Below are 21,544 nucleotides of genomic sequence, written 5' to 3'. Positions count from 1 at the left end.
ATCTAGTGACATTACCCTCACAAATCTACCGGCCCACCGTTCATCCCAACTTTTGACCAAAAGACGCTCGCTACATTGTCTGATTGTGCGGATGGATGCGGATCATGGTTGAAATGACGGATGGGGGTTGAAAAACTGGGTTTTTAGCCAAAATTCTATATTGAGCGTGAGGGATTTGGCTGGAAACATCAAGGCGATGAGGCTCAAAAGTTCGTTCGGGACTGTATTGGGAGCCACTTTTGATTGAATCCGGCCTCCAGCGTGCGTGGGCTTGCTTTCAAAGCGAGTTACAAACTTTTGATTTCTGGGGAACTATTGGCGAAAATCAAAAGTCTGGTCAAGTACAGTGTACTTAAAAAAAATCGCAGCTCAGTTCCAGCCTCATTGCGGGCGATCGAACTCTCCGGCGATCAACAGTGCCAACGGCCCGGTGCAACTTCTCAATCTGGAGAGCATACTTCCATTAAAAATGGTCTCTGTGTATCTTCCGGGTATTGTTTTAATAATGACTAGCCATATCGATGGTCATTATGGTAAACTCGCAAACGTTTAAGTGGAATATTTTCGTGTTAGAGGAGGCAGTGGTGGAGTCGAGAGTCAAAAGCAGGAAACAACCGAGATTTGCTGCTCAACGAATACAGGATTCAACTCGCGCTCCCAGGCTCGCTGCTGACAATTTAAATTACATGACAGCTTATAGCAGCCGGGTCAATTAGGGTCTCAACCGATGTCCGGTTTCATTTATTGAATCCCTTTGGAGGGAAAAGTGTATTGTAGAAAAATGATTGATCTTTTAGGAGGAGTGTAAATGACACAGGTAACAAATCCAACAACACCAACTACACAACCAGGCGGTGTCGGTGGCGGTGGCTCAACCATTATTGGCACCCCCGTAGGCGCTAACAGGTTGAACGGCAGCCCCGGCAGCGATATCATTCTGACTTTTGAGGCCGCTGATGTCATCGCTGGTGGCACTGGCAACGACCTGATTATATCGGGTGGCAACAATGATAGTGTCGGCGGCGGCGACGGCAACGATACCGTCCTTTCAGGCAGTGGCAACGATGTGGTCGCTGGCGGTAGCGGCGATGACTTCATCTTTGGCGGTAAAGGGAATGACCTGGTAGACGGTGGCGATGGCAACGACTTGGTTTCTGGCGACAGAGGCAACGACACCGTACTGGGCGGAAGTGGCAGCGATACAGTCTTTGGCGGCCAAGGCAGCGATCTTGTCAGCGGTGGCGATGGCAACGACATTCTCTACGGCGGTAAAGAAAACGATACTGTCGATGGTGGCGCTGGCAATGACTTGATCTCTGGCGACAGAGGCAGCGATGTCCTCATCGGCGGTGCAGGCAGCGATACGTTCTACTTCGCGAGTGCTGGTGGCGATTTCGGCGTAGACACGATCACTGACTTTACCCCAGGCGAAGATAAGATTCGCTTGAAGCAGGGCGGTGTGTTCGCTGGTTTGGGCAGCAGCTTCGAGGCAAGCGAGTTTGTCGTCGTTTCTAATTTCAACGCAGCCACTCCAGGAACAGCCACGACGAACAAGTTGGTCTACGACCCAACAAGCGGTGCGTTGTACTTCAACGGCAGCAACGGCGTGCTAACTATTGCTCAGTTGCAGCCTGGCCTGACTATTACCTCGAACAACTTCGAGTTGTTCTAAAACAACTGGCTGTTGTGGGGCGGCACCGGATAAGATTCGGGGCTGTTCTCACAAAGCCGGTAGTTTTAAAGGATTTCAACCTCACTCTGCCACAAGCGGGGTGAGGTTGAAATATTCAATGCAGGAACTGAAGCAGGGGCAGTAAAAAAAAATCGATCGACAGTTATTGATCAAATTAATCGATCGCCTGATACCAATTTTTTATGAGGCTGCATAGAATTCGATCCCCCTAGCCCCCCTTAAGAAGGGGGGGACCGGAAGCTTCTTGAAGTCAACCCCTACTCCCCTTTTTAAGGGGGATTTAGGGGGATAGAGATCTGTGCAACTTCACATTAAATTGGTATGATCGGGCCAAATATAAATAGAAAGTTTTTAAATTAGAATTTCTAGGTTTTACTGAAGCGGTAAAGAAACCGCAACTGCACCGCTAGCAATGAGCACTGAAGAATATATCCGGCAAGCCCAAATTTATTTGAACCGGGGTAAGTTAACTGAGGCGATCGAGTTTTGCAAAAAGGCGATCGAACTTCAACCGTTTTCGCCCTCGACTTACACGACTTTAGGGGAAATTCTCGAAGCTCAAGGCGATCCGACGGCGGCAAGAGACGCTTTTGTGCAAGCTTTGGAGATTTCGCCCCAGTTTTTTCTGGCTCATGCTTATTTGGGTCAACTTTATAGCGACTATGCGTGGCTGGATGAGGCGGTTTTTCACTACCGAAAAGCTCTGGATTTGAAACCAGATTGGGCAGAAGTTCATTATAACTTGGGAAATGTTTTTCACAAGCAGGGTAATTTGTTGGGGGCGATCGACTGTTACCGAAATGCGATCACCCAAAAACCGGATTATCTTGATGCTTTATACAATCTGGCTGTGGTTTTAGGTGAAAATAGTCAGCTCGAAGCGGCAATGGATACCTACCGACAGGCGATCGCCGTGGCGCCGGATTACGTGGAAGCTTACAGCAATCTGGGTGTGATTTTGCTCAAGGACGATCGGGCTGCTGAGGCGATCGAGGTTTACCAGCGGGCGATCGAGATTAAGCCGGATTGGGCGACGCTGCACAATAATTTGGGTCAAGCCTTGCTGGACAAAAATCCCGATAGGGCGATCGCATCTTACCTCACAGCTATTGAGTTGGAGCCGGACATGGTTTTGGCTCACTACAATCTGGGGAAAGCGTGGCAATTACAGGGGGAACATTCGGCGGCGCTTGCTTGTTTCGATCGCGCGATCGAGCTCAATTCCGACTATATTTCAGGCTATACAGACGCCGGGTTTTCTTTGATGGTTTTGGGCAAAATTGCTGAAGCCATGCCTTATTTTGAGCGGGCGATAGCTCTGAAGCCTGATTTTGTTGAGGCTTACTGCCGCTTAGGAGACAGGCGCAGAGTTGCCGCGGTAGAAGATGATGAATTGTCAAGGGCGATCGCTGCGTGCGATCGATTTCTCACAGCATTGATGGGAAGTTCGGCAACGGATTTTGTAGCGGATGTCACGGATGTCACGGATGTCACGGATGTCACGGATTTAACAGATTTAAAAGTAAATAAAAAAGATGGTGTGGCTAGATATTTGTCAAGTGCAGCTTGCGAATTACCTGTTGCTGAAATTTGCGATAATTTAGCCGAAATTTACTTGCATTTGGGAAATGCTTTAACAGAGTACGGCGGGCATGAATCTGCCACCGCTTATTATCAAAAAGCTTTGCAAATTCAGCCACAAAATGCAGAGATTTACTGGCGGGTGGGAAATTCCTTAGCCCAGCAAAAGCGGTTCATTGCAGCAATTGCAGTTTACCGCATGGCTTTGACGATTCAACCTGCTTTACCGCAGGTTTATTTTGAGTTGGCAAAACTGCTGGAAAAACAGGGGCGCTGGGAACGGGCGCTCGATTATTATCAAAAAGTTTTAGAGTTGCAATTGCACGGGTATGGGGAGCAGAAAGAGTGGAAAAAACTGAGTTTTATCTTGCCAGATAGCACTTCTATCAAACCTCCTCACGCTATTTATTTATCGAGTTGGGATTGGCTGGTTAATGCTAAGTTGGAGGCTGACAATTATGTGGAAATATTTTGGAAACCTGCACCCGAAGCAAGTGCAGAAAATATTCCTAATTCCCAATTTGCGAGATCCAATTCCCAATTGGCAAATTCCGATTGTGCGGGGTTAACTTGCGGGCTGTGTTTGCAGCGACTTTCTAAGTGGTTCGATCCGGTGCATTTGGGTTGGGGAATTTGCCGTTTGTCCAACTCGCAACCGCTACCTGTGGAGTCGCCCAAGACTTTTGTGGCGGCAATTCCCAACGGGCGAGTTTGGATTGTGCCGCAGGAAAATTATTGGCTGATTTGCAAGGCGATCGCTGTAATTACTCCTGACAATTATTTATTGGCTGATGTGTCGAGAGATTATCCGGGATTTTTACCGGGATGCGAAAAGCATGATGTGAGGAAACACAGCGTTTTTCAGTTAGAATCCTTTCCAGCTTTAAAGCAAATTGACGGCAGCGTGGCGGTGCTTTCTGGTTTGTCGGGGAATGTCTATTTTCACTGGATGGTTGACGTTTTGCCGAGGATAGAATTGCTGCGGCTCAGCGGTAGGGATTTAACGGAGATTGATTGGTTTTTGGTGAATAGTTGTCAGCACCAATTTCAGCGGGAAAGTCTAAGAGTTCTGGGCATTCCAGAAGAGAAAGTCTTGGAGAGCGATCGCGTGCCTCACATTCAAGCAACCGAGTTGATTGTGCCGTCTTTTGCGGGATATTTGGGCTGGCCTTCTGGGTGGGCGATGGATTTTTTGAGGCGCGAGTTTCTCAAGGAAATTATACCTAGTTCGAGCTATCCAAAACGCATTTACATCAGCCGCAGCAAAGCAAGATATCGACGAGTTTTGAACGAGGAAGATGTGGTTGAGGTTTTGGAGAACTTTGGCTTTGTTTCAATTTTTCCTGAGTCGATGTCTTTGGCAGAGCAAATTGCTCATTTTTTCCACGCTGAGGTAATAGTTGCAGCCCACGGCAGCGGATTGACAAATACAATTTTTTGTGGCAAGGGAACTAAAGTAATTGAGTTGGTGTCGCCTCACTATATCAGCCATTATTACTGGGGAATCAGTCAATATTTGCAGTTGGAACATTACTTTTTAACGGGGGAGGCTTTTGAATGCTATCCTATTAGACAGTTGATGTATCAGAATTCGCTGACTGAGGATATTTTAGTGAACTTGAGTTCGCTGAAAAGGATGGTTGAGGTGGTGGGTTTGAGTTAGTTGGTGTCTGGAGCAAGTTTAATTATGCCCTCGATTGAGAAGATGGAAAAGGCAGCGGTTGATTTGAGTCGGCAAGCAGAAGTTTATTTAGCCGAAGGAAAGTTGAATGAGGCAGTTGCTGCTTGCGAGTCAGCGTTGAAAATTGAACCGAATTTGGCGGCAGCTTGTCAGACGCTGGGAAAGGTGATGCAGGTTCGAGGTGAAATCGAGCAAGCTAAGCAGTGGTATGAAGCGGCGATCGATCGCAATCCAAATTTGCCGGAAGTTTATGCTAATCTCGGCATTTTGTATTCTCAGGGGAAACAGTGGGAAAAGGCGATCGCCAATTGTGAAAAAGCGATTTCGCTAGCGCCGAATTTTGCTGCGGTTTATCGGCAGTTGGCGAGAATTTGGACGCAGTTAGAGAAGCGAGAAGAGGCGGCAGACTGTTGGTATCAAGCTTTTAATATTGAGCCGAATTGGGCAACTGCTGAGGAGCACGTGACTCTGGGAAATAGTTTGGTTGAATTGGGAAAGTGCGATCGCGCTATTGAATGTTATTCGCGGGCAATTAAGTTAAACCCGCAACTGGCAACAGCTTATCACAATTTGGGGGAAATGCTGATTGGCCAAAAACGGTGGGATGAGGCGATCGCCAATTACCGACAAGCCATTGCTATCAATCCAAATTCGTTTGAATCTTACCACAGTTTGGGTAAAACTTGGGCGGAGCGGGGAGAATTAGATCGGGCGATCGCCTGTTACCGCAAAAGCATCGAACTCAATCCAAATTATGCTCGTGCTTACGTGGGTTTAGGTAATGTTTTGGTGCAGAAGCGCGAGTTGGATGAAGCTATTAAATGTTACCGTCAGGCTCTTGAAATCAATGATAATTCCTACTGGACATACAATTGTTTAGGGGAAGCTTTGGCTCAAAAACAACTGTGGCCAGAAGCTATTATTTGCTACCGCAAAGCTATTGCAATAAATCCCAATGTTCCTTGGTTTTATGTCAATTTGGGAATTGCCTTAACCAGTGAAAAATTCTGGGATGAAGCTGTTAGCGCTTACCTGCAGGCGGTTCAGATTGAGCCGAATTTGATGGGAATCAATCAGAAGTTGGGATATGTTTTGCGGAAGCGTAGCGCCTCGGGTTTAGACAGCACAATCGAAACTTATTGTCAAGGTATCGAGGTACTTGCCAGCGGGAAAATTTACCACAAATTGCTGGGAATTGAGTTAGATGGAGCAGAGTTTTATATAAATTTAGGCAATATTTTAGCGAAACAAAAGCTGTTGGAAGGTGCGATCGTATTTTATAGCATGGCGCTGCAAATTGAACCCAATGCTGCGGAAGTTGTCGCCCAACTCACAGATGTTCGCGCGAAACAACAGGACTTATACGCACAAATTGCCACTTACCGCCACCAAATTGAAATCGCTCCGAGCAATGCTCAGTCTTACAACGATTTAGGAAATATTTTACCGCAATTAGGGGAATTAGAAGAAGCAATTATTTGTCACCAAAAAGCGGGCGAATTGAGGGGTTGGCCTGAGTGTGCGGCGAAAGATTATCAATTTACCCAAGATTGGTTTACCCACAATATTCCTATTTGGAAACGGCATTTGCAGGAATTTACCGGAATTGCGGATTTTCAAGTTGTGGAAATCGGCAGTTTTCAGGGAATGTCGGCTTGCTGGCTGCTGGATAATATTTTAACTCATCCGACGGCAAAGATTACTTGTATTGATTTGTATTTTCAACAACATTTTAAAGGCAATATTGTAAAAACGGGAGCAGCAGATCGGGTAATTGAATTAGAAGGTTACTCTCAAGATTTGTTAATAAATTTGGCTGCGGAATATTACGATGTTGCTTACATTGACGGCTGTCATAAACCCACCAGTGCTCTGCAAGATGCGATTTTATCTTGGAGGTTGGTGAAAGTTGGGGGATTGATGATTTTTGACGATTACGAGTTTACGTTTCCCGACAGCCCGGAGCAAGATACTAAAATTGGGATAGATGTTTTTTTGGAGATGTTTGGAAGTCAGTTAGAAGTAGTACACAAAGGCTATCAACTGATTGTCAAAAAAATCGGCAATCAAAGTTTGGGCGAAGAGCAAACTCTGTTGTCTCTTGGTTGGGAAAAATTGGGGGATATTGCGGCGAATTCCGGTTATTTGGATGAGGCTACCGCCCGGTATCAAACAGCTATTAAAATTAAGTCTGGCAACTACTTAACCTACCACAAGTTGGGTAAAGCTCTGCAAGAGAAAGAAATGTTTGAGGAAGCTGGGGCCGCTTACCAACGGGCGATCGCACTAAACCCTAATTTTAGTTGGGCTTACCACTTTTTGGGGGAAACCTTACAGGCGATTGAGCAACACGACGAAGCCGCTGCTGCTTACCGCAAAGCTATTGAGTTAAATCCCGATTTTTGTTGGACTTACAACAATTTAGGCGATGTGCTGATGGAGCTTTCTGAGTGCGAGAAAGCTGCTGTTGCTTACCGCAAGCTAGTTGAACTCAATCCCGATTTCTGTTGGTCTTACGAGAGATTAGGTAGGGCTTTGGTTGCACTGGAAAATTGGGAAGAAGCCGCGGTGGCTTACCGCAAAGCTATTGAATTAAATCCAGATGATTGTTGGTTGTACAATAGTTTGGGGGAAGTTCTGGAATTACAAGAAAATTGGCACGAAGCAGCAGCAGCTTTTGGTCGTGCTATTGAGCTAGAATCTGAGCATAGTTGGCTGTACAAAAAGTTGGGTGATGCACTGCGGAAGCAAGGGGAATTGTCAAGGGCGATCGCAATTTACGAAAAAGGTATTAATCTCGATCCAAAATCCTGTTGGTGTTACGAAGGATTGGGTTTGAGTTTAATGGCTAAACAGCAGTGGGAACCTGCAATCACTAATTTAGTTCAAGCCCTGCAAATTAAACCCGATTTGTTTGAAGTTTACGATAACATAGGTTATGCTCTGGAACAACAAGGAGAAGCCGATGAGAGCGATCGGGAAAAATGCAGCAATCAAATATTACCCTTAAGTGTTCTCAAAAAATACTGTGGGTTTACAGAAGATTTGATTGTTGCAGCAGAATCCAATCCTAACCTCACCTGCATTGACATCCATCCTGCGAGTCAAATTAATTTATCTGATTCCAAAGCAATCGACACCAGCCGCAGATTTTGGGAACATCAAAGTCATTCCAGAAAAGCTTTTGTTGCCGTATTGCCAAACGGACGAGCTTGGGCAGATGTTGTGACTACCGCCGTGATTACTTCAAACAATAAACTTGTTGTTGATATTTCTATGGGCTGTTCTGAATTGGTAATCACTTCCGACAAATTGCCTCCCGCTGAACACGTTGATGGAAATGTAGCTTTTTTATCGGCTCGCTGGGGTGGAGCTGCTTATTTTCATTGGATGTTTGATGTGATGACGCGATTTGACCTTTTGCAGCGGAGCGGATTCATAGAAACTATAGATAAGTTTGTTGTCAATGCCAGCGATTCTTCCTATCAAGCAGAAACTTTAGAGACTTTAGGAATTCCTCAAGATAAACTTTTAGAAAGTCGCTGCAATTTACACATTACCGCCGATAAATTAATAGTCCCGTCAATATCTTATGACGGATCGGGCGCGGTTTCTAAATGGAAGTGTGAATATCTCAAACAGACATTTTTAAATGAACAACAGCCACTAAACACAGACTATTCAGAGCGAATTTATATCACCCGTCAACAAGCATCCTATCGGCGACTCGTCAACGATGAAGAGGTAATTAAATATTTAGAAAAATTTGGGTTTCGCCGTGTCAAGTTGGAAACGATGTCGGTAGCGGAACAAGCATCGTGTTTGGCTGCTGCTAAAGTAGTTGTCGCACCCCACGGAGGGGGGTTGACAAATCTAGTTTTTTGCAGTCCGGGAACCAAGGTAATTGAGATTTTTTCTCCCCTTTACGTTCCGCATTGTTATTGGATGATTAGCAATTTGTGCGGTTTGGAACATTACTATTTACTGGGCGATTTGGTGGATGACCCTACTCAGAAATATCTGGGACATAAAGATATGCGCGTGGATTTGAACTCGCTGGAGAAGTTAATAAATCTTGCAGGAGTTTTTCATGGATAATTACTACCACACTTTGGGTAATTCTCTGCAAGAAAGCGGTCGGTTTGATGAGGCTGTTGCTGCTTACAAACAAGCTATTGAATTAAATCCTAATTTTTCTTGGTCTTATCACAGTTTGGGCGATGTTTTACTGAAACTTGAAAAATGGGAGGAAGCTGTCGCTGCTTACAAAAAAGCGGTTGAGTTAAATCCTAATTTTTCGTGGTCTTATCACAATTTGGGCGATGCTTTCCTGAAACTTCAGCAATGGGAAGAGGCTGCTGTTGCTTACCGCCGCGAGATTGCACTCAACTCGGATTTTGCTTGGTCTTTTTGCAATTTAGGCGACGCTTTAACTAAACTAAAACAGTGGGATGAAGCTATCGCTACGTATTTAAAAGCTATTGAAATTGACAGAGATTTGCCAGGAATTTACGAGAAGTTGGGATACGCTCTCGGACAAACAAAGTCGCATTTAAACTTAGTGTTAGAACAATCTCAATTGCAAATTACACCGGAAAATTGGGATTTTTATTTGCAGTTAGGAAAGAATTTAGCCAAGTACGATCGCCCAAAAAGCGCAATTATTATTTACCAAGCTCTCTTGACATCAATGCCGACTTGTGGTAATGTATCAGCGGAATTAGAGGAGTTGTTGCAGCAGCAAGAAAAGTATGATCGCGCATTAGCGTCATCTCGTGCAACTGTCGCCCAAAAACCAGATGATTGCTGGTCTTATTACAATTTAGGTGCTGTTCTGAGCCACCAAAAATATTGGGAGGAAGCGGCGGCGGCATTTTTCCAAGCAATAGAAATAAATCCCGATCTTCCTTGGTGGTTTTATTACAATTTGTGGGAAGTTTTTGTTAGGCAAAACAAGCTGGATGAAGTTGAGAACTTGTGCCGCGAAGTTGTTGCAGCTAAACCGGAGGCTTTTTGGCCTTATCTGAATTTGGGGGAAGCTTTGACGAGGCAAGGTAAAATTGCCGAGGCGATTGATTTTTATCGCACTGTCAGTTACAAACAAAGTTTGGCATCTCTTATCAGTAAGAGAACAGGCAAGATGCCTGTTCCACAAGAAGAGACAGGCAAGATGCTTGTTCCACAAGAAGAAACAGGCAAGATGCCTGTTCCACAAAATTGGAACTTAAAACCAGTCAAAGTTCCTAACTTTATAATTATTGGTTGTCAGCGGTGCGGGACGACTTCTCTGTATACTTATTTAGCTCAACACCCGCAAATTTTGACTCCGATTAAAAAGGAGATGGATTTTTTCTCGTGGCACTTTGACAGAGGGATTGATTGGTATTTGGCTCATTTTCCGCCAATGCCTCCGGGAGAGCAATTTTTGACGGGCGAAGCAAGTCCGAGCTATTTTGACTGTCGGGAAGCACCGGAACGGCTCTACAGCCTGTTTCCAGAGGCTAAACTGATTGTACTTTTGCGAAATCCGGTCGATCGGGCGATTTCTCAATTCTACCGCTTGACTGACTTAAATTGGGAAGCGCGATCGCTCGATCGAGTAATTAGCGATGAAATTGAACGGTTGAATCAAAATCCAGAATACATCATCGGCGAGGAACCGGGGAATTATTTAGCTCGCGGTAGGTACATAGAATTTATCAAAAACTGGCGGACTTTCTTTCCCCAAGAACAGTTGTTAATTTTGAAAAGCGAAGATTTTTATGCAGGTGCGGCGACAACCGTCAAGCAAGTTTTAGAATTCTTAGATTTGCCGGAATATCAATTGTCTCAATACCAAAATGCTAATCCCGGTTCTTACCAGCCGATCGAGCAATCGGTTCGCGACAGGTTGAGCGATTATTTCCGACCTTACAATCAGGAATTAGAGCAATATTTTGGGAGGCAGTTTGATTGGGAATAAAGTTGAGCTAAAATTAGCTTCTTCGTTACTTACTATGCTAAATAAATAGTTAAATCAGTAAAATAAATTGAACAAATAGGTCAAAATGCCAATCAAGTCCTTCTCAGGCTTGACATTTAAGCGAGTTTGATTGTTAACTATAAATAGTCACTCTTAGTTTGGGGGAGCGAATTATAGTCATCACCACAAAAAAGGTACTAAAGTTCTAACAGAGCTTCTGAATATACAAGGAATTAAAGAATTAAAGCCCAAACCCTACTCCCCACAAAAAAACTTACTCTTTGTGGAACAGGCATCTTGCCTGTTCTGGACAATGCTAAAAGATGCAATTGCGAACACTTTCATCTCGTTTAACTTGCTCTACCACCGCCCTAAAACAGAATACTTAAATCCCCGACTTCTTCAAGAAGCCGGGGATTTAAAACAATAAAACTGCCCCTACAAATTAATGACTACCCGCTCCAGCAGCCCGTTTAAACGCCTCATCAAGCACTTCCGAAAGCGTCGGGTGAGTGTGAACTCGGAATGCTAAAGTATTAACAGAATCGCGCTGGGCGATCGCATTTGCCGCCTCCTGAATCAAATCCGCAGCGTGCAAACCGAAAATGTGAACTCCCAACAACTCCCCAGTATCTTTCCGGTAAATCACCTTAGCCATACCGTCAGTTTCACCCTCCGCAATAGCCTTAGAATTTCCCTTAAAATAACTCTTGACAGAACCGACCTCAAACCCTTCAATTTTTCCTAAGTCTTTGGCCGCAGGTTCAGTCATCCCCACATAGCTAATTTCCGGGTGAGTAAATGCCGCCGCCGGGATACTCAAATAGTCAACTTCACGCGCACGCCCGCAAATATTTTCCACCGCAGCAATTCCCTGAGCAGACGCAGAATGGGCTAACATCATCTTGCCATTAACATCGCCGATCGCCCACAAATTTTGCACCGGTTCTCCCGCCGCCAAAACCTGCATCTTATCGTTAACTGGGATATAACCGCGCATCGTTTCCACGCCAACAGTTTCTAACCCCAAATTCTTGCTCACCGGCACGCGACCAGTTGCTACCAAACAAGCGTCAACTTCCAAAACTTCGACAACTTCCTTAGTTTTGAAATCAGCTAATTCAATAATTACCGGCGAACCAGGAATAATCTTCTTAGCCAACAACCCAACTTTTGTTTCAATATCGCGGGGTGCAATTAACACTCGTTCTGCTAACTTAGCAATATCCGGGTCAAAAGTCGGCATCAATTGGTCTAAAGCTTCAATCATCGTAATTTCGCAGCCCAGGGCCGTGTAAATATCCGAAAACTCCAAACCGATATAGCCGCTACCAATAATTGCAATCCACTTCGGTAGCGATTCCAACCTGACAGCATCATCGCTGGTAAATACAGTTTTGCCATCAATTTCTATCCCAGGGGGGACGAAGGGAACCGAACCGGGAGCGAGAATAATATCCTTGGCGGTAATAGTTTTCTCGCCTTTATCGGTTTCGACGGTAATTTTTTGAGCACTGGCAATTTTGCCCCAACCTTGAATGACATCGACGTTCAAACGTTTGAGGCTGTTAGTCAAGTCGCCGCGAAGTTTGCTAACAATAGTATTAGCGTGATTGGCGATCGCCCCGCGATCGAAATCCACACTCCCCAACTGAATACCCAAAGTCTTCAGGTGGTGGGCATTCCGCAAATCTCGCACCCGCCCGGAAGCCGCCAACAGCGCCTTCGAGGGAATGCAGCCACGGTTGACGCAAGTCCCCCCCATATCGCCCGCTTCGATAATTGCCACTTTCAGCCCGCAGCTAACCGCGTGTATGGCCGCCCCGTGTCCGCCCACGCCAGCGCCGATAATTGCTAAATCGTAATCAAATCCCTGAGTCACCTTAAAATCTCCTAATGCCTTTGAAATCTTAGGACTCAAGCAAAAAACACCGTATTTCCGTCCTTTCGGGGTGGCGCGTTCCCATCGCAACCCTTGAACAGCGGTAATAGTTGCATAAGTCCTGTCTCCTTATTCTCGACTAGACTAGGGTTAATTAGACAACGAAAGAGCCCTAACTGAGATTTTTTCAGGGTCAATGATTTTGAGCTGGGTCTGCACCAAGTCTCAAATCACTCAGTAGGCGGGTGTAGAGTTAAATATAGTTTGAAGGCTGACAAGGCCCGCTGCAGGTTTTATAGCAGGGCGGTTTCATTCTTGGTAGGGGCCGTGCCCCCGTGCCGGCCCTTTTGGCTGAAACCCCCATTCGATGGTTGGTGGCAGGGGTAGGCACGGGGAGTAGGGGTAGCACTACCCCTACAAAAACCTCGTTTTTGGTGAGAATGAAACAGCCCTGGGTTTTATATGGGGCAGCAAGTTCAGCCACAGGCATTCCCATCGCCCGGTTAAATTCTGTCCTCCTGCTTGTTTTAGTCGGTTTTCATGTCTAATATCTGCACGCGCCGGGGCAGACAGACTTTGTTGGCAAATTTTAGACCCTATGGAGTGGCTTATGACGGATGACGACGACCAGAAAGATTTACGCCGGGCCTCGGCTCAATCATTTTTTGAGTCCCTGGATGAATTGTTCGATTCTATAGAATCGAACAGCACGCAAGCTGCACAACCGAAATCTCCACCGCCTCCGGCTAAACCTTCGAGTCAGTCTTCGAGTTTGCCGAAGAAGACTAGACCTGCGAAAATTAATTTGTCGGATTTTGAAGATGCGATCGCCGATTTGGAACAGTTTATCCAGAAAAAACACTCCAAACGCCCGGAATCCAATCAATAGTGCGATGACACATTTTCAAGTAATGACTGTTGACTGTTGACAAGCGAATTTCAAAGGTGGTACCCGCCACGTGATTGATCCGTGGAATCAATCCAAAATCTAAAATCTAAAATCCTCAAGAAAGAGCATTTATCTCGCGCAAGTCAATCTAAAATCTAAAATCTAAAATCTAAAATCGATTGACTGTTGACTGTTGACAAGCGAAAAATTTTAGATTAAGGTTCACGCTCCCAGATGAATCTGTGGAGTCAATTTTTAATGTCAAATTCGGCAGCATAGGAATAATTCATCTCTCTGCTCTCTGACTCTGTGTTCTCTGTGTCCTCTGCGGTTTAATCATTCCAAAGCAACCAGAATTGATATCAATCTAAAATCTCAAATCTCAAATCTAATAGCAGAGGAATCATTCCTCTCTCTGTTCTCTGACTCTGTGATCTCTGTGTCCTCTGCGGTTTAATCATTCCACAGCAACCAGAATTGATATCAATTCCAAATCTAAAATCGACTGGCTGTTAACGGTGCTTTCGGCTTAACCTGCTTAGGTTCCACCTACAAAACATTCACATTTGCTTGAGGATGGCTTTACAATAATCAAGCCTGATAAATTATCTAAATTTACTATTAATAGCCTTATTTTTAGGCTTTGAGTGCTGCGGTAATTGCCTCGATCGCACTTCGATCGCCCGATCGCCGATCGCACTCACAGGCAACTCCCATTCATCAATATCAAGATCATTGCGGAACTTCACCGGAATATCAGCACCGTTAATAATCGCTCCCAACAGCCGCGGCCCGGATTTATGCGACTCCTCATCCTCAGATTCCAGCAACTGATCTGCAGCCTCAGACAACATACTAGACAAAGTGTAACCAGGCCGCGCCACCAAAATCATACCGTCCGTGTACGGTTCCAGCGTCAGCGCGTCGTTGCACTCGCTCAACGCCGGAGAATCCACAACCACAAAATCAAAGCGGTTGCGAACATCCTCAAACAACCTCCGCATTTCGCTGGATTCGAGTACGGCCGAGGCCTGTCGCAAAAAGCCGGGACTCGGCACGACGTATAGGTTCTCTACCTCTGGAACCAAAAGGACGCACTCGCTAATATTGCCGTAATAGTGCAAAGGTTCCACCGTCGCCAAAGGATCAGCAGCAATTTTCAAAGATTCAACGTTAGAAGGCGATCGCAAATCTGCTTCAATTAGCAAAGTCCGTTTACCCGATCGAGCCGATGCAATTGCCAAATTGTAAGCACTAAAACTTTTCCCCTCCAAAGGCGCCGCCGAAGTCAGCAACACCACCTTCACCGGTTTGTTCCCGATCCGGCGCAAATTAGTACGCAACCGCTCGTAAAATTCCAAATAGGGAGAATTTGCCTCCAAGGCGAGCGGCATTATTTCATCGCCGTAGGAATCAAACACCGTCACTTCAGGCAAAACTCCCAGTATTGGCACCTCTTTTTCCACCAAAGCCGCCCGCACTTCTTCCCAACTGTAAAACTTGCCGTTGAGCATCCCCAACAAAAATATCAATCCCCCGCCCAGCAGCAATCCCACAAAGCCGCCCACCGCCAGCATCACGGGCAAACCTCTCTTGTTTGACTCAACGTCATCAGTTTGCGGCAATTGGGCGATTCTCAAACTCCCCGTTGTCTCAGCTACCGCCGCCTCAGCATCTACCAAAGCCGACTGCATCTTGTCGTAGAGAGCTTTTTTGAACGCGACTTGCTGGGCTAACCGCGCTTGTTCTAACTGCTTGTTGGGGATTGTCGCGTGTTCCCGACGCAATTCTTGTTCAGTTTTCTCGATTCCTTGGAGTTGCTGTTGCACCGTATCCCGCTGCGTTTGCAAAGCAATCAAAGTTTGAGCTAACTGCTGTCTGGCCGGATCTAAAGAAGAGTCTACCCGAATTCGATCGGCACTTCTGAGCGGAGCCGCCACCCCGTTACCGCCTAGTACCTCAGACTGCCGCTGCTGCAACTGCTGCTCAAAAGCAAGTTTTTGTTTAAGCAATTCCACAATTTTCGGGTGTTCCTCCTGCAAGTCGCTGCGGAGAATTTTGAGCTGAGATTCGATCGAAAACAATTGCACTCGCAGTTGGGCAATAATTGGATCGGCAGAGAGTGCTTGAGCGACGTAAGCTTGCTCCACATTCAATCCCAAGCGATCCTGCAAACTGTTAATTTGAGCTTCAATTCCTCCCAACTGCACGCGAAGTTGCCGCTGCTGCTGTTGGCTGCTGGTAATCGCTTGCGGCAGTGCACCGCTCTGAGCTGCTAAAATTGAAGTTCCTTCTCGTTTTTCGTAGGCTTCAAGTTTTGCTTCCGTCTCTCTGAGTTCCTGAGTTACTGTCGGCAAACGCTTGTTAATTTGGTTGATCGTCTCACGAAGTCTAGAAGTATTAAGAGTTTCGCTGCGAGCCACCATTTCGAGCATCAGGGTCTCTACTACCTTTACTGCTTTTTGGCGATCGGCATTTTTATACAATACTTGAATCAAAGCGCTGGGGTCATTATTCTTACTTGGCATCTTTATCTGCACATCTTTTTCCAGCTTTTTAGCCAAAGCTTGTATTTTTTCTTTCGCTTCTTCTTTGTTTAATTTTTCTTCGGGTTTGATGAGTTTTTCGGCTGCTGGTTCAACCACCCTTGTATCCAGTAGCATATCTTTAGTTATTTCTTGTCCTTCCTGTTGAATTTTAGTAGTAGTCGATGAAAAAATCACGCTCGGCCTGTCGTAGGCCAGCGTACCTATTGCAACGTAAACTGGCGCCGGCTTTGGCTGCACGGCCACTACTCCCGACACGCCAACAGTCACCGCGAGAGTAGCCAGTCCCACCCACTTGTATTGGTCGAAAGCAATTAAATAACGTTTAACAACTGATAAAGTCATGACGATTTTAGATTTTAGATTTTAGATTTTAGATTGCTAAGTGTTAACGATAACTAATGATTGCGGACTAATTCTACAAATCCCCCAAAAACCTTAGAACTTTCGGTCGGTGATTAAAACCCATATCGCCTAAGTCATTCTCCATCTTAAATCTAAAATCTAAAATCTAAAATCTAAAATGGTATGACTACCTATCATTACGTGACGGGCCGAACAAATCTGTTACCCCATTTCTCAACTGCTCAAAGAACAGAATAAATCCCAAAGTATCGCGGAATGGTCGAGTAAAAGTATTGATTACATAACCAATGCGCTCTACCAAATTCCTACCAATCACAATCACATCATTATCTTCGAGCATCGGGTTCTGAGAAACATTGCCCTCCAAAGCAGCTTTAGCATCTATCGAACGGTTGATTGCTCTACCTTGCTTTTCGTCGAACCGAATCAGGGCTATTTTTCGCAAGTCAGCAAGATTAACAGGCAAGTTGTTGAGAGCATCCAAAAACCGACTGCCATTTTCAACATAGAACGAGGTCAAACCACCACTAGCGTAACTCAAAACTCGAACGTAGATCCTGGGCTTAATCAGAGTAGACCGCGAAACCAGAGCTTTATCGTAGTCTAGGTTTTTGGTACTAGCGTCCAATTCCGGGATGACAATCACATCTCCCGATGCCAAAGGAAAATCGAACAAATCGTTACCGTTTGCTAGGGGAGTGTAGAGGTCGATTGGTTCCTCCACCGAGGAGCCGTCCATCAGCGTCCGCCGCACTCGCACCTCCCGCAAATCGGCTTTTCCCGTGACTCCCCCCGCAGTCACCAAAGCAGCCGAAATTCGACCAGAACCCGCCGGAAGCGTGTAAAAACCAGGTTTGCTGACTTCTCCGGTGACAGTGATTTGGACGGGGACAGCAGCAGCAGCGAGGCTGTACCTGGATGCTAAATCTTGATCGGATTTGCGATCGGGCGTAACCTGTTTATACGGTACGACGATCGCATCTCCATCTTCCAAACGCAAATCCGGTGGAGCAATACCAGTTTGCAACGGTGTCAAAATATCAACAACTTGCTCCGCCACAGCACCGGACGGCAGAGTCCGCCGCACCCGCACCGCCCGCAGTTCCGCCGTAGGATTAGTCCCAGCAGCAGCCGCCAAAGCCGCAGGAAGCTGGGGGGTTTGCAGCGGATAAAAACCCGGTCTGGCCACTTCCCCCGTCACCGTCACCACTACGGGGCGCTGAACCAGCAAAGCAGCCGAGACTTGAGGATTTTTGATAAATTGGCCAAAGCGCTCCCGGAGGCGCTGCTGTGATTCTTCGACAGTAAGGCCGCGCACATTTACTGTTCCGATTAGCGGCAGTACAATTACCCCTTCAGGGCTGATTGCACCCGTAAAACCTAGCTCTGGGAAGCGCTGAACTTGAACAGAAATCTGGTCTCCCGGCCCCAGGCGGTAGGGCCGATTCCGAAAAGCTGGGTTAATATCCCGGTTGAAATTGGCAGGCGGCGGTGGCGGTACAGGCGGTGGCGGTGGCGCCACGAGTCGCTCGTCTCTGGGAACAACAGATTGAGCTAAAGCCGTTTGCGAAAAATTTTTGCTATTAAAACCCCAGAATACAGCAGCAAAAGATAGAGTCCAAGCAGTTGAATGCAGGCCTGCCAAGTAAAAAGCGAGGCGATTTTTAATAGTGGATTTTTGCCGCATTTTCAGAGGATTTAAAAAAGTAATATTTTGAATAATGACCTGATTTGTAAGTTTCATCTAAATATAGCGACTAGAAAAAACAATAAGATATTTTAGGGGCGAGTTGAATCCCCCGGATATTTACTAAAAAACAGTTGAGTTTGGCAAAACTCGCCCACGCGCTAGACTGATTTATTTGCACCTACCTGCTTACTGAAACCGAAAAGTTTCTGTAATTAATTTAGCCTGGACACTTTCGGCAAGAGATTCCAGCAATGGTTGAGCTATCTTAATCTCGCCCTGCGGTTGAATGGGAAGGATGATACTGACAGCAACCCAAGAGGCGCGGCGGTTCGAGAGTCTAGCCATGCTGTCTTCCCAAAACCAGCGACTGGTTGCTGGAGAACCCCCGTTAGGCCAAGCGTACCACTGCACGACAGCAAAAGTTTGTTGGGGAGTCCAGCTTCGGAAAAACCTCGCCTCGACAGTAGGCGGTGGCTGGCCGGGTATTGGTGCTAATTTAACTGTAAACCTCAAAGTGCGATGAGAATCGGTTTGCCATCGGTGAAATCCATCGATATCTAGCCATTCTACTTGGGGCTGGTTTTTGGGGTAATTTTGAGGCAACAGCAATAAAATGGCAATTGTTTTATCCTTTTTAATTTCTTGAACTAACCATCTGTGAGTGCCAATTTGAACGTTATTCTGAACGGCTATAACCTGCCACCCAGGAATTTTTATCCCGTTTTGGCGCACACTTCTTAATTGCTTGAGGTTGGCAAGGGTTGGCGGGTTTGTCCAAGGCCACCTTCCCGTCGCGTAGCCTGGAATTGCTACTGCTCCAACTAATACCAGCAAAAACACCAGTACCATAATTTTAGATAATTGATACCGCCGCAGGAGTTTCTGTGCTGAAATCATCTGTTTCATTAATTGCCAGACTGACTTGGGAAATACTTTTCCATCCCGTTGAGGAGAAGTACCAATAACCCTAGTATACAAGCAGAATACAAATCTCCGCCCCATCCGGCGTGTAGCCAATTAAAAAGCGTCTCTCTGTCGGTTCCGTGAAAGTAAGTTAGCAAAGTATTGCGAAAAATGTTGGAAGTGATGCTAATAATGGATGTAATCACTAAAAACAAAAGACTTTTTTTGCCCGAGTTCCAAACTCCCGTCCAATCCAGCAGAATTAAGCTAACGTAAAGACTGGTAAACAGCATTTTTAAGCCTGCACAGTGTGGAGCAACTTCTACAATGCGATCGTTTACGTACAGATAAATTTCTTCCACTCTCACGTTGATACCAACCTTAATTAATATCCAGCCTGATGTTTCAGCAATGAATTGCTGTAAGGGCAAGGCGTAGGGTTCTATGAGGTAAGGAATGTGGTTTGGCGAGGCCAGAAATACGAATAAAAGTGGCATCGCCTGCAATTGTAAGCCGGGAATTCCTTTTAAAGATAAGCAAATGCTGGCCAGCATTATGGGGAGGGATAAATTTACTAAATCGCTCAAGCGACTCAGATAAAAAAGCGTGGCTAGTACCAGCAAAAAGCCTCCCAAAGGATGAGGTGAATTGGGCAAGTTGCGCCAGCACTTTCGGTTCATCCAAGCAATATAAGCTGCGTAGGGCAAACCAATTAGTCCGTGGCTGAAATATTCGTGTTCGAGGCTGATGCTTTTGTTGAACCAGCCGTCGTACCAGTGTACTAGCAAGGGGGCGTACAGCAGCACTAGGAGCGCCGTGATACCTTCCCCCAGGAGGTATCGCTTGAAAACAATGCGAATTTTGCGCTGGATTTGCATGGTTTGAGAAGTTTTAAGATTGCCGCGCTGGATTCGCAACGCTTTGGGGTTTTAAAGTGTGAGTTAAAGATTTGTTAATTCCCGACATCAGGCATCAATATCAATAAAGGACTCTCGCGCAGGGTGGGGGCGGGTTTATTTAACCTGTCTGCACCCTTTAAAGCTATTGGTGAACCCGCCCCTACGGGTTTTTGATATGGGTGCCTGATGTGAGTTAATTCGGAACTTAAATGCTTTTATAACTGCACTCTACTGCTGGAAACAGGTTCCGCATAACTTTTATGAACAATTAGCAATTCAATGATAGTACGATCGCCCGAACAACTTGCTCGATCTGAGTATTGCTCAATCCGGGATACATTGGCAATGATAAAATTTGTTGGCACAGGGTTTCTGCGTGGGGGAAGTCGCCCCGATTACCTAAGTTTTGGTAGGCGGGTTGCAGGTGGCAAGGTACGGGATAGTGTATGCCTGTTTGAATGCCGTGTTGGGCGAGTTTTTCCTGAAGGGTGTTGCGGTCGATCGAGCTTTCCTCAGTAATTTTGATAACATATAGGTGATAAATGTGACCGCTGCTGCTGTGGTTGGCGATGGGTACAATGCCTTTGCGTTTCAGGGGTTCTAATAGACTATTGTAGTATTGGGCGGCGGCGGTGCGATCGCGATTCCATTTTTCTAAGTAAGGCAATTTAACGTTGAGCACGGCGGCTTGCAAATTGTCGAGGCGGCTGTTGCTACCAATTTCTGTGTGCAAATATTTGCTGGGTGCTCCGTAATTGCGGAGAGTTCGCATTTTTTCTGCGAGTTGTGCATCGTTAGTAATTAACATCCCGCCGTCGCCAAAAGAACCAAGGTTTTTGCTGGGATAAAAGCTGAATGCTGCTGCTTTTCCAATGGAACCCGCGCGGTATCCTTCTCTTTCGGCTAAGTGCGCTTGGGCGGCATCTTCAAATATGATTAAATCGTGGCGCTTCGCAAAATCTAAAAGCTGCCGAGGCGATACCATTTGACCGTAGAGGTGTACGGGGATAATTGCTTTAGTTTTCGAGGTAACTGCTGTTGCGGCTGCTGTGAGGTCAATCAGGGCGGTTTCCGGATCGCAATCTACAAGAATAGGTATAGCTTTGGCTTTTAGGACGGCAATTATCGTAGCGATAAAAGTGTTAGCGGGTATGATAATTTCGTCGCCTGGATTAATACCGCAAGCTTGGAGTCCCAGAGCGATCGCATCTGTTCCGCAAGCCACTCCTACGCCGTATTTTACTCCAGAAGCTGCTGCAAATGCTGTTTCAAATTCTGCGAGTGCTTGACCTAAAATAAAGTCTCCTTGCTCGATAATTTTTCTAATTGCTTCTGTTATTTGGTATTGGATTGGTTGGTGTTGCAGGGAGAGGTTGACAAACGGAACTTTTGGCTGGCGACTACTCATACATCAGAGGAATACGAATTATTTATATTAACATTTAAGTGCGG

General features: G+C 45.8%; 11 protein-coding genes. 5 read left to right on the top strand and 6 right to left on the bottom strand.

Going from position 1 to position 21,544, the window contains the following annotated elements; genetic code table 11:
* The first annotated feature begins 808 nt into the window (after positions 1–808).
* The 4 genes from QT987_RS03165 to QT987_RS03150 all read left to right on the top strand — a co-directional run bounded on the left by QT987_RS03165 (position 809) and on the right by QT987_RS03150 (position 10,917).
* Positions 809–1,672 carry a calcium-binding protein gene (locus tag QT987_RS03165; RefSeq protein ID WP_333237181.1) on the top strand — a complete coding sequence of 288 codons (864 nt, stop codon included), beginning with the start codon at positions 809–811 and terminating at the stop codon, positions 1,670–1,672.
* Between the two features lie 433 nt (positions 1,673–2,105).
* On the top strand, positions 2,106–4,937 hold the full coding sequence (locus QT987_RS03160; RefSeq protein WP_333237179.1) for a tetratricopeptide repeat protein: 2,832 nt from the start codon (positions 2,106–2,108) through the stop codon (positions 4,935–4,937).
* 24 nt (positions 4,938–4,961) lie between these two features.
* Positions 4,962–9,053 (top strand): tetratricopeptide repeat protein, encoded by a 4,092-nt coding sequence (locus QT987_RS03155; protein ID WP_333237177.1) that lies wholly within the window; start codon positions 4,962–4,964, stop codon positions 9,051–9,053.
* Entirely contained in the window at positions 9,046–10,917 is a 1,872-nt protein-coding gene (locus tag QT987_RS03150; RefSeq protein ID WP_333237175.1) for a tetratricopeptide repeat protein, read from the top strand. Before QT987_RS03155 ends, QT987_RS03150 begins: the two co-directional genes overlap by 8 nt.
* A gap of 445 nt (positions 10,918–11,362) precedes the next feature.
* Here the strand turns inward: QT987_RS03150 and lpdA are convergent, their stop codons facing one another.
* Positions 11,363–12,799, bottom strand: coding sequence for a dihydrolipoyl dehydrogenase (gene lpdA, locus QT987_RS03145; protein WP_333237172.1), 1,437 nt, complete (start codon positions 12,797–12,799; stop codon positions 11,363–11,365).
* Between the two features lie 598 nt (positions 12,800–13,397).
* Between lpdA and QT987_RS03140 the strand changes: the two genes are divergently transcribed.
* The gene (locus QT987_RS03140) at positions 13,398–13,688 is read left to right on the top strand and encodes a hypothetical protein (RefSeq protein WP_333237170.1); all 291 of its coding nucleotides are present in this window, start codon (positions 13,398–13,400) and stop codon (positions 13,686–13,688) included.
* Between the two features lie 605 nt (positions 13,689–14,293).
* On the opposite strand, the gene QT987_RS03135 is transcribed toward QT987_RS03140, so the two are convergent.
* The 5 genes from QT987_RS03135 to QT987_RS03115 all read right to left on the bottom strand — a co-directional run bounded on the left by QT987_RS03135 (position 14,294) and on the right by QT987_RS03115 (position 21,500).
* Positions 14,294–16,579 carry a lipopolysaccharide biosynthesis gene (locus QT987_RS03135; protein ID WP_333237168.1) on the bottom strand — a complete coding sequence of 762 codons (2,286 nt, stop codon included), beginning with the start codon at positions 16,577–16,579 and terminating at the stop codon, positions 14,294–14,296.
* 187 nt (positions 16,580–16,766) lie between these two features.
* On the bottom strand, positions 16,767–18,344 hold the full coding sequence (locus QT987_RS03130) for a polysaccharide biosynthesis/export family protein (protein ID WP_333237166.1): 1,578 nt from the start codon (positions 18,342–18,344) through the stop codon (positions 16,767–16,769).
* A 132-nt stretch (positions 18,345–18,476) separates the two neighbouring features.
* Complete coding sequence (locus QT987_RS03125; protein ID WP_333237163.1) at positions 18,477–19,196, bottom strand: cyanoexosortase B system-associated protein; 720 nt, start codon at positions 19,194–19,196, stop codon at positions 18,477–18,479.
* Positions 19,196–20,071 (bottom strand): cyanoexosortase B, encoded by an 876-nt coding sequence (crtB, locus tag QT987_RS03120; protein WP_333237161.1) that lies wholly within the window; start codon positions 20,069–20,071, stop codon positions 19,196–19,198. The genes QT987_RS03125 and crtB overlap by 1 nt, the downstream gene beginning before the upstream one ends.
* 289 nt (positions 20,072–20,360) lie before the next feature.
* Positions 20,361–21,500 (bottom strand): DegT/DnrJ/EryC1/StrS family aminotransferase, encoded by a 1,140-nt coding sequence (locus QT987_RS03115; protein WP_333237158.1) that lies wholly within the window; start codon positions 21,498–21,500, stop codon positions 20,361–20,363.
* Positions 21,501–21,544 lie beyond the last annotated feature (44 nt).

The organism is Microcoleus sp. SVA1B4, from assembly GCF_036700545.1.
GTDB lineage: Bacteria > Cyanobacteriota > Cyanobacteriia > Cyanobacteriales > Microcoleaceae > Microcoleus.
This window is presented reverse-complemented; position numbering and strand designations above follow the sequence as displayed.